General features: G+C 74.9%; 11 protein-coding genes and 1 pseudogene. 8 read left to right on the top strand and 4 right to left on the bottom strand.

All coding sequences use genetic code 11. The features are described 5' to 3' along the window. Positions 1 to 101: 101 nt before the first annotated feature. A complete protein-coding gene (locus B124_RS29275; RefSeq protein ID WP_496506002.1) occupies positions 102 to 1,769 on the top strand; it encodes an MFS transporter in 1,668 nt (555 codons plus the stop codon). A gap of 159 nt (positions 1,770 to 1,928) precedes the next feature. On the opposite strand, the gene B124_RS29270 is transcribed toward B124_RS29275, so the two are convergent. Continuing rightward, positions 1,929 to 2,219, bottom strand: a complete 291-nt coding sequence (locus B124_RS29270) for a DUF8825 domain-containing protein (protein WP_496506001.1) — start codon at positions 2,217 to 2,219, stop codon at positions 1,929 to 1,931. 74 nt (positions 2,220 to 2,293) lie between these two features. On the opposite strand from B124_RS29270, the gene B124_RS29265 reads away from it, so the two are divergent. After that, on the top strand, positions 2,294 to 3,034 hold the full coding sequence (locus B124_RS29265; RefSeq protein WP_496506000.1) for a VOC family protein: 741 nt from the start codon (positions 2,294 to 2,296) through the stop codon (positions 3,032 to 3,034). A 298-nt stretch (positions 3,035 to 3,332) separates the two neighbouring features. On the opposite strand, the gene B124_RS29260 is transcribed toward B124_RS29265, so the two are convergent. Beyond that, positions 3,333 to 4,223, bottom strand: a complete 891-nt coding sequence (locus tag B124_RS29260) for an NADP-dependent oxidoreductase (protein ID WP_496505999.1) — start codon at positions 4,221 to 4,223, stop codon at positions 3,333 to 3,335. Between the two features lie 122 nt (positions 4,224 to 4,345). Between B124_RS29260 and B124_RS29255 the strand changes: the two genes are divergently transcribed. Then, positions 4,346 to 4,762 carry a winged helix-turn-helix transcriptional regulator gene (locus tag B124_RS29255; protein WP_496505998.1) on the top strand — a complete coding sequence of 139 codons (417 nt, stop codon included), beginning with the start codon at positions 4,346 to 4,348 and terminating at the stop codon, positions 4,760 to 4,762. A 4-nt stretch (positions 4,763 to 4,766) separates the two neighbouring features. Here B124_RS29255 and B124_RS29250 read toward each other — a convergent pair whose 3' ends face one another. Then, positions 4,767 to 5,702: a LysR family transcriptional regulator gene (locus tag B124_RS29250; protein ID WP_496505997.1), complete on the bottom strand. Its 936-nt coding sequence runs from the start codon at positions 5,700 to 5,702 to the stop codon at positions 4,767 to 4,769. Positions 5,703 to 5,830: 128 nt separating this feature from the next. Between B124_RS29250 and B124_RS29245 the strand changes: the two genes are divergently transcribed. The 3 genes from B124_RS29245 (at position 5,831) to B124_RS29235 (ending at position 7,961) form a co-directional block, all read left to right on the top strand. Continuing rightward, positions 5,831 to 6,817: an SDR family NAD(P)-dependent oxidoreductase gene (locus B124_RS29245; RefSeq protein WP_496505996.1), complete on the top strand. Its 987-nt coding sequence runs from the start codon at positions 5,831 to 5,833 to the stop codon at positions 6,815 to 6,817. A gap of 72 nt (positions 6,818 to 6,889) precedes the next feature. Further along, positions 6,890 to 7,237, top strand: a complete 348-nt coding sequence (locus B124_RS29240; RefSeq protein ID WP_496505995.1) for a DUF6191 domain-containing protein — start codon at positions 6,890 to 6,892, stop codon at positions 7,235 to 7,237. 19 nt (positions 7,238 to 7,256) lie between these two features. Then, positions 7,257 to 7,961: a type 1 glutamine amidotransferase gene (locus B124_RS29235; protein ID WP_496505994.1), complete on the top strand. Its 705-nt coding sequence runs from the start codon at positions 7,257 to 7,259 to the stop codon at positions 7,959 to 7,961. 189 nt (positions 7,962 to 8,150) lie between these two features. On the opposite strand, the pseudogene B124_RS29230 reads toward B124_RS29235, so the two are convergent. Beyond that, positions 8,151 to 8,361, bottom strand: a pseudogene (locus B124_RS29230) (zinc ribbon domain-containing protein); the annotation flags it as partial. A 381-nt stretch (positions 8,362 to 8,742) separates the two neighbouring features. Between B124_RS29230 and B124_RS29225 the strand changes: the two are divergent. Both B124_RS29225 and B124_RS29220 read left to right on the top strand, forming a co-directional pair. Beyond that, on the top strand, positions 8,743 to 10,293 hold the full coding sequence (locus B124_RS29225) for an FtsW/RodA/SpoVE family cell cycle protein (RefSeq protein WP_496505993.1): 1,551 nt from the start codon (positions 8,743 to 8,745) through the stop codon (positions 10,291 to 10,293). Continuing rightward, positions 10,290 to 11,744: a penicillin-binding transpeptidase domain-containing protein gene (locus tag B124_RS29220; RefSeq protein ID WP_496505992.1), complete on the top strand. Its 1,455-nt coding sequence runs from the start codon at positions 10,290 to 10,292 to the stop codon at positions 11,742 to 11,744. Before B124_RS29225 ends, B124_RS29220 begins: the two co-directional genes overlap by 4 nt. The last annotated feature ends 85 nt before the right edge of the window (positions 11,745 to 11,829 follow it).

Genomic DNA, 11,829 nt, shown 5'->3' with positions numbered 1-11,829 from the left:
AAAGGTAGGGCAACCCATGCAGCCATACCCAGAGCCCCTGGGCCCACCGATCTTACGAATGACCAGTTCGAACCCACGACTTGAAAGGTAGGGCACACCCCATGGCTACCGACATCGCGACACGGGCCGGGCGGCGGGAGTGGATCGGGCTCGCGGTGCTCGCGCTGCCCGTCCTGCTCATCTCCATCGACGTCTTCGTGCTGCTGCTCGCCCTGCCCCACATCAGCGCCGACCTGGGCGCGAACAGCTCAGAGCAGCTCTGGATCATGGACGTCTACGGCTTCCTGCTCTCGGGCTTCCTCGTCACGATGGGCACGCTCGGCGACCGCATCGGGCGCCGCCGCCTGCTGCTCACCGGCGCGGCGGCGTTCAGCGTCGCCTCCGTGGCCGCCGCGTACTCCACCAGCCCGGAGATGCTGATCGCCGCCCGCGCCCTGCTCGGCATCGCCGGGGCGACGCTGGCGCCGTCGACGCTGGCGCTGATCACCACCATGTTCCGGGACCCCCGGCAGCGGTCGGCGGCCATCGGCGTCTGGTTCATGTGCTTCATGGGCGGCGCGGCGATCGGCCCGCTGGTCGGCGGGGCGATGCTGGAGCACTTCTGGTGGGGCTCGGCGTTCCTGCTCGGAGTGCCCGCGATGGTGCTGCTGCTGATCCTGGGCCCGGTCGTGCTGCCCGAGTACCGCGACGCCAAGGCGGGGCGGCTGGACCTGGCGAGCGTGGCGCTGTCGCTTGCTGCGGTCCTGCCGCTGGTGTACGGGGTGAAGGAGCTGGCGAAGGACGGCTGGGCGCCGGTGCCGCTGGCGGCGCTCGCGGCGGGCGGTGCGTTCGGGACGGTCTTCGTACGGCGGCAGCAGCGGCTGGAGCACCCGCTGATGGACCTGCGGCTGTTCCGCAACCGGGCCTTCTGCACCGCGCTCGGCGGGATGTTCGCCGGCACGTTCCTGATGGGCGCGCTGATGCTGTTCATCACGCAGTACCTGCAGTTGGTGCAGGGACTGACGCCGCTGAAGGCGGGCCTGTGGATGCTGCCCGCGGTCGCGGCCTCGGGGCTCAGCTTCGGCCTCGCCCCCATGGCGGCCCGCTTCGTCCGCCCGGCCCGGCTGATCGGCGGCGGGCTCTGCGTCTCGGTCGCCGGCCTGCTGCTGCTCGTCCTCGCCGACGTCTCCGGCGGACTGCCGTACGTCGTCACGGGGTTCGCGCTGATCAACCTGGGGGCGGGGCCGCTGGTCACGCTCGGCACCGACCTGGTCGTCAGCTCCGCGCCGCCGGAGAAGGCGGGCTCGGCGGCGGCGATGAACGAGACCAGCGGCGAGTTCGGCTACGCGCTGGGCATCGCGACGCTGGGCAGCATCGGCACGATCGTCTACCGCGGGCAGATGGAGGACTCGGCCCCGGCCGGCGTCCCGGGCCCGGCGGCGGACACCGCGCTGGAGGGCATCACCGGCGCCGCGACCGCGGCGGCTGACCTGCCGGCACGCTCTGCGGAGGCGCTGCTGGCGCCGGCGCGGGAGGCGTACGTGAGCGGGATGCACGTGGCGGCGGCGATCGCGGCGGTGCTGCTGGCGGGGGTGGCGGTCCTGGCGGTACGCCTCCTGAACCACGTCCCGCCCACGGGCACGGCCCCCGCGGGGCCGGCGGACGGGCCGGGCGCCGCGGACGGCGCCCAGGACGGCACCGTGCCCGACACCGGCGACACCGGCGACACCGGCGACGCCGACGACACCGGCGTCCCCGAGCCGCCCGCGCCGCAGCCGATACGCGGCTGACCCGGCCGGCGCCGGGCACCCGCAGAACCACCCCCGGGGTGGGCGGTCCTCCGCCCACCCCGGACGGCTGTCCACGGCCCGTACCCCCTCAGCCGGTACGCACCCGGCCCTCAGCCCCCGACTCCCTTGCCCCCCAACCACCTTGCCCCTCAGGCCCCGTCAGTCACCCGGCCGGGCCGCCTCGCGCAGCGCCATCCGCGCCGCGACCGTCCCCCCGTTCAGCGTCTCCCAGAACGGGTGGATCGATATCTCGATGGACAGCGCGCGGAACCTCTTCCGCAGCACCGTCTCCTGCCGGTCCAGCTCGGGCGTCCACCCACTGCCGGCCCGGTGCTCAACGCCCGCGCTGTCCGTGTACGGGCGCAGCGGGAACTCCTCCAACCGCTGCGCGACGGCGAACCACTCCCGCTTCGCCCGCAGCAACTCCTCCGGAAACTCGTAGTCGCTCACGACTCGCTATCATACGTGTGTTCGATTTTAAGAAGCGAGCGCCACGCGGGACGCGGGTGCATAGGATCGCCGGCATGCCTCTGCGACCCGTCCAGGTGAACATCAAGGCCCTCGACCACCGGGCGGTCGGCCGGTTCTGGGCGGAAGCGCTCGGCTGGCACGTCCACGCCGCCGGCGCCACCACCTACGTCGGACCTCCCGGCGGCCTCATCTGGCCGCACCCGGCCGCCGTCGGCATCGACGTCGTCCCCGTCCCCGAACCCAAGACGGCGGTGAAGAACCGCGTGCACCTCGACCTCGCCACCACCTCGGCGGCCCACCAGGCGGAGCTGGTCGCCCGCCTCCGGGCGCTCGGCGCGACCCCCGCCGACGTGGGCCAGGGCGAGGTGCCGTGGACCGTCCTCGCCGACCCGGAGGGCAACGAGTTCTGCGTGCTGGAGCCGCGGGACGTCTACCGGGACACCGGGCCGATCGCCGCAGTGGTCGTCGACTGCACGGACCCGCGGGCCATGGGCCGCTTCTGGGCCGAAGCGACGGACTGGACGCTCCGGGAGGTGACCGACGACCAGGCGGTGCTGCGCTCGGCCGCGGACACGGGCCCGTACCTCGAACTCCTCCGCGTCCCCGGCGGGAAGACCGTCCCGGACCGCGTCCACCTCGACCTGCTGCCGTACCCCGGCGACGACAAGGAGGCGGAGGCCGACCGGCTGAGGGCCCTGGGCGCCGCCGACCTCGACCTCGGCCAGGGCGACGTCCCGTGGACCTGCCTGACCGACCCGGAGGGCCACGAGTTCTGCGTCCTGGCCCTGCCCTGACGCCGGCCACGTCGCCGCGGGGACGGCCCCCGCGACCGGTCGGGCGCGCGAACGTGGTGCCGAGGCCGTCGCGTTCGGCCGGGGCCGCGGCCCGCTTTCCCGGGCTCGGCGGCTCCCGGCTCGAGGCCCGCACCCCCGCCGGCCTTTCCGCGGTGGTTCGGAGACGCGATCGGGGCCGCGGGCAGAGCGGGCCCCACACGCCGCAGACGACAAGCCGTTCTCGTACAACGGGCCCATGTAAGGGGCTCACATGAAGGGGCACCCGCCCCTTACCGCAGCCCGCGGCTCGCGCCCCGCGCTACGGCACCAGCACCAGCCGCCCCCGGATCCCGCCCTCCGCCAGCCGGGCGTGCGCCTTCGCCGCGTCGGCCAGGTCATAGGTCTCGGCGACCCGGAGCGTCAGCGCGCCCTCGTCGACGAGCCGCGCCAGGTCGCCCAGCCGCGCCCCGTCGGCGCGCACTTCGAGCGCCGCCGTACGCAGGCCGCGCACCGGCGCCGGGGCCGTGTTCGGCAGGCAGGCGACGAACGCGCCGCCGTCGCGGACCCAGCGCAGGGCCGCCCCGCCGAGCAGCGCCGCGTCCAGCACGGCGTCGTAGCCGCCGTCGGCGGGGTCCGTCGTGAGCGTCCCGCCGAGGGAGCGGATCAGCTCCCCGTCGGACTTCCGGGCCAGCCCCGTCACGGTGAGCCCCCGGCGGGCGGCGAGTTGGACGGCGTACCCGCCCAGCGCCCCCGCCGCGCCCGTGACCAGCAGCGAGGCACCGGGCGCCGGGTCCAGCAGGTCCAGCGCCTGGTCGGCGGAGAGCGCGTTGAGCGGCAGCGTCGCGGCGTGCACGGCGTCCGCCGTCGTCGGCGCCGGGGCGACCGCACCGCCGTCCACGACCACGTACTCGGCGTGGGTGCCGAGCGGCTTCGCCGGCCCGTAGACGAGCGCCACGACCGCGTCGCCCGCGGCCCGTCCCGCGCCCGCGCCCACCGCGTCCACCGTGCCCGCGACGTCCCAGCCGAGCCCCGTGTACGTCCCGCCCGCCGCGGCGCCGAAGACGCCCGCGCGCGTCCCGCCGTCCACGGGGTTGAGCGCCGCCGCGGCCACCTTGATCCGCACCTGCCCCGGCCCCGGCTCGGGCACCGGTACCTCGGCGATCGTCACTGCCTCGGGGCCGCCGAACTCCGTCACCACCGCAGCACGCATGGCCAATCCCTCCCTGATCGGTGTTAGTAGCGGTATCTGCTCCGCTGCTGCGACCCTAGGAAGAGTTGGTATCTCGTGGTAAGTAGTTACCTGAGAGTGCCTATGCCACCCGGAGGAGAGCCATGGCGACCACGACGGCGGCCCAACGGCGCGAGCAGGCGCGCTACGCGTACGACGCGTTCCTGCGGGACTGCCCCACCAACCAGCTCCTCGGCCGCCTCAGCGACAAGTGGGTCAGCCTCGTCGTCGCCGCCCTGTCCGGCGGCCCGCAGCGCTACAGCGACCTGCGCCGGAAGATCGCCGGCGTCAGCCCGAAGATGCTCACCCAGACCCTGCGCACCCTGGAGCGCGACGGCATCCTCACCCGCGCCGTCACCCCCTCCGTCCCGGTCCGCGTCGACTACGACCTGACACCGCTCGGCCGCAGCCTCGCCGGGCTCCTCACCGCGGTGAAGGACTGGGCGGAGGAGCACATCGAAGAGGTGCACGCGGCACGCGAGCACTACGAGGCGCGGGAGGCCCCGGCCCCGGAGAGCTGAGGGCTCACGCGAACGCCTCCGGGTCGCGCACGCACTCCCGTACCGCCGCCAGGAAGTCCGCCACCTGCGGGCTCATCCGCTCCCGCGGCCAGGCCACCGCGATCCGCAGCGGCTCGATGTCGCGCACCGGCCGCCAGAGCAGCTCCGGGTGCGTGTAGTAGGCGGCCATCGACTCAGCCGCCAGACACACCGCCTCACCTGCCGCGACGTGCTCCAGCATCTCTTCGACGTTGTCGTTCTCCGGCCCCCACACCGGTTCCGAGCCGTCGGGCCGCGGGTTGACCGCCCACCAGTCGACCCACGCCTTCGGAGCCCTGCGCGTCCACATCAGTTGCTGGTCGGCCAGGTCTGCGATGCCCACGTCCGGCTGCGCGGCCAGCCGGTGCGCGCGCGGGAGCGCGACCCAGCGGCGCTCGGTGGCGACCGTGTGCGCGCGCAGCCCCGTCAGGTCGGCGGGCAGCCACAGGAACGCCACGTCCGCCAGGCCCCGGCGCAGACCGTCGGCCTCGCCGCCCCAGTCGAACCGCTTCAGTTCCAGCGCCACCTCGGGCCGCCGCGCGGCGAAGGCCGCCCGCGCCCGCAGGCCCAGCGGCCCCGCGCCGGTGGCGACGAAGCCGAGGCGCAGCACGTTGCGGGCCGCCGCCGCGGCCGTACGGACCTCGCGTACCGCCCGCGCCCAGTCGCCGGCGATCCGGCGTGCCGCCGGCACCAGCGCCTCGCCGGCAGCGGTCAACCGCACCTCGCGCCCGGTGCGTTCGAAGAGGTCGGCGCCCAGCTCCTCCTCCAGGCGGCGGATCTGGCGGCTCAGCGAGGGCTGGGTGACGTACAGGTCGCGGGCAGCGGCCGTGAAGCTCAACTGCTCGGCGACGGCGAGGAAGTAGCGCAGCACCCGCGTGTCCGCATCCGGCGCCGCGCGTCCGGTCATCCGCCGCCCGTCCATGCCCGAAGCGTATGGGTGCAGGCATTGGACCCGCCCCGAAGTCCGGTGTTCCGATGGTTCGGACCGGAACGCCAGTCGGTGCGGGCGGGGCCGCGCGGCCCCGCCCGCACCGCGGAGAGGAGCCACTCATGTCCGCAACCGGCACCGCAACCGGCACCGCGCCCGGCACCGCAGCCGCCCCGTCCGGGCCGGCCGGCGCCGACGGCCGCCCCGCCTCCCGCCGCCCCGCGTCCAGACGCGCCCTGCTCCGGACCGGGACCGCAGGACTGGCCGCGGGGCTCGCCGCCGGAGCCGCCGGGACCGGGACCGCACGCGCCGCGGCCCCGGCCGCCGCGGGCGGGAAGAGAGCGGGGGACGACGAGTTCGACGGCAAGGTGGTGCTCGTCAGCGGCGCCACCTCCGGCATGGGCGAGGCCGCCGCCCGCGCGCTGGCCGACCGCGGCGCCAGGGTCTTCTTCTGCGGGCGGCGGGCCCGCCTCGGCAGCGAGATCCAGGCGGACATCCGCCGCCGCGGCGGGGAGGCCACGTACATGCGCGCCGACGTGCGCCACGAGGACCAGGTACGGGACTTCGTGCACGGCTGTGTGCGGCGGTACGGGCGCATCGACATCGCGTACAACAACGCGGGCATCGAGAGCCCGCGGGCCGTGCGGCTGCACGAGCAGACGCTCGCGGACATGGAGGACGTCTGGCGCACCAACGCCGCCGGGACGTTCCTCTGCATGAAGTACGAGATCCCGCAGATGCTCGCGCAGGGCGGCGGGGTGGTCGTCAACACCGCGTCGATCTCCGCGGAGGTCGGCTTCGCGACCATCTCCCCGTACAACGCAAGCAAGCACGCGGTGGCGTCGCTGACCAAGGTGGCGGCGCTGGAGTACGCACCGGAGGGCGTACGGGTCACCGCGTTCGCACCCGGGGCGGTGGACACCCCGATGCTGCGGCGGGCGGCCGAGGCGTTCGGGCTGACGTACGAGGAGATCGCGCAGGACTACCCGATCCGGCGCATCGTGCGGGCCGAGGAGATGGCCGGGGTGATGATGTGGCTGGGTTCGGCCGCCGCGGCGCCGGTCGTGGGCACGGACGTGGACGTCTCGGGCGGCTGGCTGACGGCCTGAGGCCGCGGGCGGCGGGAACGGTTCCGCGGGGCGCGGCGTTGAGGTAGGCAGGCGAGTCGCGGGAGGCGCGGGATGAACATCGTTGCGGAGCTGTTCGCACCCGGCGCCGCCCACGCGCGGCGCGCGCGGGAGCGGATGGAGCTCGTCGTGGACAACGTCGGGACGGGCGACCCGCACCGCGGGCCGATAGACCTCACGTCCGGCAAGGTCGTCATCGCGCTCGGAGAGGCGGCGAAGCCGGCCGGGGAGCCGGAAGAACCGGAGGACGCGGTCCCGTCCGATGCCGTACGCACCGACGCGGCACCCGCGGACACCGAGCCGTCCCACGCCGTACCCGCGGATGCGGTCCCGCCAGCCGGCACCGCGCCGTCCGACGCCGTACCGGCGCAGGCCACCCCCGCCGACGGCGCGCGCCCGTAGCTGACCGACAATCGCACCCATGACCAAGGTTCTCGTGGTGCAGAACGGCTCCGACGGCGGCCCCCGCCGCTTCGGCGAGTGGCTGCAGCAGGAGGGCATCGCCCTCGACGTCGTCCACGCCTACGCCGGCGCACCCCTCCCCCGCCGCCTCGACCACGCCGCAATCCTGCCGCTCGGCGGCGGCCCCATGCCCGACGACGACGTGGCGATGCCGTGGCTGGCGGCCGTGCGCGAGCTGGTCGCCGAGGCGCTGGAGCGGGAGATCCCCGTCTTCGGCGTCTGCCAGGGCGGCCAACTCCTCGCCCACGTCGCCGGCGGCCGGGTCACCGCCTCGCACGGCGAGCCGGAGATGGGCAGCACCCCGGTCACGCTGCGCCCCCAGGCGGCCGGCGACCCGCTCTTCACCGGGCTCCCGCGGCGCGTGACCGCCGTTCAGCGGCACGTGGACGCCATCACGGAGCTGCCGCCGGGCGCGGTGTGGCTGGCGGAGAGCGAGCGCTGCCCGCACCAGGCGTTCCGCTACGGGGAGCGGGCGTGGGGCGTGCAGTTCCACCCGGAGGCCGGCGCCGAGAACGTACGCACGTGGAGCGACGAGTCCATCCGCGCCCGCGGCTTCGACCCCGCCCGGCTGCGTACCGAGGCGGACCGCGACGAGCAGGACTCGGCGGCGGTCTGGCGCCAGGTCGCCCAGCGCTTCGCCCACACGGTACGCACCGAAGGCTGACCCGCCCCCGGCAACACCCCGCCCCCGCTCACCGCCGCCCGCGCGGCCCACCCCCGCGGACCCGCCGCCTGACCCAGCCCCCGCGACTCGCCCCCACCCGGCATACCCGACAAAACGGCCGCCGCTTGCTACGTTTCCCGATTGACTCCTCCTCCTCATGACCGAGGGGGATTCCTGGCTCGCGTCGCCTGCGCCCGGCGGGGGTGCAGGTCTTACACGGTCAGCGCCAGCCGGGTTGAAGACCAGCCCGGACGAGCATCACGCGGGCGGAGTTCTTGTCCCGGGGCCGGGACACTCCGCACGCGGTGCACGTATACGTTCGTTCCGAGAGAGGCAGCGCGTGCTTGGTTCTCGCTCCGCAGTCTGCGCAATCCATGGTGGTGTGCGCCGGGTGCACCAGATGCCGGCCCACACGTCACCTGCTTGCCCGTCACCCGGTTGTGCCGGTGCACCTGCCGGGACTTCGCGACGCACTCATTCCACACCCAGCGCACCCGACCCCACTCGGTCTCAAGAGCCACACAGGCCGTGGACGACACGCGAAGACGAAACGTGTACCGGGCATGCCCGGCCGCCTCCGCCGCCACCTCTGTCGTCATGCACCAGAACCTACCCGGCAGGACTGACAATTGACCCCGAATGATCTTTGCGGTGTCCCTCACCAGCAGTTTTGGCGGACGCCGAAGCCCCCTGACGGCGATTCGGCTCTCCCTGCCCCGCTCTCGCGGGAGCTTCGCTTCCTCCCTCGGCTGAAGCTGGGGGTTTCCACGAAGGAAACCCGATGACCACCGCCACCGACCCGGCCCAGGCCCTGCGCCCCCCGGGCCGGGCCCGGCGGCTGGCCACGCCGCCGCCCCCCGTGCCCCGCCCCCGCCGCCGCGGCGCCGAACTCGCGCTCCTCGCCTGCGCCGTCGGCGTCATCGCCTACGGCTACGCCGCCGTCGGCTACGCCACCTCCGGCGCGCCGCCCGCCGGCCTGGCCACCCACCTCGGCGGCCTCGCCGGGCTCGCCCTCGCCGCCCACCTCGTCGTCCGCTTCCGCGCCCCGTGCGCGGACCCCGTCCTGCTCCCCGTGGCGCTGCTGCTCAACGGCCTCGGCCTGGTCCTCATCCACCGCCTCGACCAGGGCACCCCCGGCGACCGCGCCGCCCCCGCCCAACTCCTGTGGTCCACGCTGGGCGTCGTCCTCTTCGCCGCCGTCCTCGTCTTCCTGCGCGACCACCGCGACCTGCGCCCCCGCGCCGGGAAGTACGCGTTCACCGCCCTGTGCCTGATGGCCGCGCCGATCCTCTTCCCCGCGGTCAACGGCGCCAGGATCTGGATCCGGATCGGCGGTCTCTCCCTCCAGCCCAGCGAGTTCGCCAAGGTGCTGCTGGCGGTCTTCTTCGCCTCCTACCTCGCCGCCAACCGCCACGCGCTGACCTTCACCAGCGGCCCGCGCATCCGCCGCCTGCTGCTGCCGCCGTGGCGCGTGCTCGGCCCGATCGTCGCGGTCTGGGGCATCAGCCTGGTGCTGCTGATCCTGGAGCGGGACATCGGCGCCTCGCTGCTGTTCTTCAGCCTGTTCACGGCGATGCTGTACGTGGCCACGGGGCGGGCCGGCTGGCTGGCCGTCGGGCTGCTGCTGGCCGCGGCGGGGGCGGCGGCGGTCGGGGCGCTGGAGCCGCACGTGCACACGCGGGTGGAGGACTGGCTGGCGCCGTTCCGCGCCATCGAGGAGGGCCACGGGCCGGGGCAGTTGGCGCAGTCGCTGTTCGCGTTCGCGGCGGGCGGGGCGCTGGGCGCGGGGCTCGGGCAGGGGCACTCGCTGCTGATCGGCTTCGCCGGCAAGTCGGACTTCATCCTGGCCACCGCGGGCGAGGAGCTGGGGATCGCGGGGCTGACCGCGCTGTTCCTGCTCTACGCGATCTTCGTCTCCCGCGGCTACCGCACGGCGATCGCCGTCGGCGAGCCGTTCGGCGCGCTGCTGGCCGCCGGCCTGGCGGCGATCATCACGCTGCAGGTGGTGGTGATCGCGGGCGGGGTGCTGGGGCTGATCCCGCTGACCGGGATGGTGACGCCGTTCCTGGCGCAGGGCGGTTCTTCGGTGGTGACGAACTGGGTGATCGTCGCGCTGCTCGTACGGCTGAGCGACGAGGCCCGTACACCGCGGGAGGAGCCCCGCCCGGCCGCCACGGACCCCGCGCCGGCGCGACCGGAGCACGCACCCGCACCGCCCGACGCACCCGCACCCGCCCGCACACCCACACCGACCGGCACCCCCACACCTGCCGGAGCACCCGCACCCGCCCCCGTAGCCGACGAGGCGCACCCCGCGGACGGCGCCCCGTGATCCGCAACACCCGCATCGCCGCCGCCACCAGCCTCCTGCTCTTCCTCGCCCTCCTCCTCGGCGCCGCCCGCGTCCAGGTCCTGGGCGCCCCCGGGTACGACGCCAACCCCGCCAACCGCCGCCACGCCCTGGAGCGCTACGCCCAGCCCCGCGGCGACATCTACGCCGCCGGCCGCCGCCTGACCGGCTCCGCCGACACCCGCCAGGGCCTGCGCTACGAGCGCTCCTACGCCAACGGCCGCCTCTACGCCCCCGTCACCGGCTTCGCCTCCCAGCTCTACGGCGCCACCCTCCTTGAGGACACCGAGGACCGCGTCCTCGCCGGCACCGACGACCGGCTCGCGCCCCTGCCGCTCTGGGGCGACCTCACCCGCAGCCGCCAGCCCGGCGGCCAGGTGCACACGACCGTCGCGCCGGCCGTGCAGAAGGCCGCGTTCCGCGCGCTGCGCGGCCGCAAGGGCGCCGTCGTCGCCCTCGAACCCGCCACCGGCCGCGTCCTCGCCCTCGTCAGCAGCCCGGGCTACGACCCGGCGCTGCTCTCCGGCAACTCCCCCGCCACCACACTCGCCTGGGACCGCCTCACCGCCGACCCCGCCCAGCCGCTCCTCAACCGCGCGATCCGGCAGACGTATCCGCCCGGCTCCACGTTCAAGGTGATCACGGCGGTGGCGGCGCTGGAGTCCGGCGCCGTCACCGACGTCGACGCGCCGACCCGCACCCCGAGCCCGTACCGCCTCATCGGCAGCACCACCCTGCTGCGCAACGAGTCGAGCGGCTGCGCCGACGCGCCGCTGCGGGAGGCGTTCGCCGAGTCCTGCAACACCGTGTTCGCGAAGCTCGGCGCGACGGTCGGCACCGGGCGGATCGTGGCGACCGCGGAGGCGTTCGGCTTCAACGACGACGGCCTGTCGATCCCCTCCCCGGTGCTGCCGAGCCATGTCAACACGCGGATGGACCCGGCGCAGGCCGCCTTGTCGGCCATCGGGCAGTACGACACGAGGGCGACGCCGCTGCAGATGGCGCGGGTCGCGGCGACGATCGCCAACGGCGGCCGGTCGATGCGCCCGTATCTGGTGGACCGGCTCGCGGACGCCGACGGCGAGACGGTGGCCCGGACCCGGCCGGCGTACGAGGGGGCGGTGATGAGCCCGGGGACGGCGGCGCTCATGCGGCAGTTGATGATCGACGCGGTCAGCGGCGGCACCGGCGGCCTCGCGGCGGTCGACGGGCTGACGGTCGGCGGCAAGACGGGCACGGCGCAGCACGGGGTGGACAACTCCGAGAGCCCGTACGCCTGGTTCATCTCCTGGGCGCAGGAGCCGGGCACGGCGGTGCCGGGGGTGGCGGTGGCGGTGGTCGTGGAGGACGCGGAGGCGGACCGCGCGGACATCAGCGGCGGCGGCAGCGCGGCCCCGGTCGCGCGCGGGGTGATGCGGGCGGCGCTGCGCTGAAGTCCGCGGCGCGGCGCGGCGTTCCGGTCCGTACGCGGCGGGCCCGCTTCCCGGCAGTTGCTCAACTTATCCACGCGTCAAGCCG

It is taken from the genome of Streptomyces sp. CNP082, from assembly GCF_059570535.1.
Note: the sequence above shows the minus strand (reverse complement) of the source record. Positions and strands in the feature narration are given on the sequence as shown.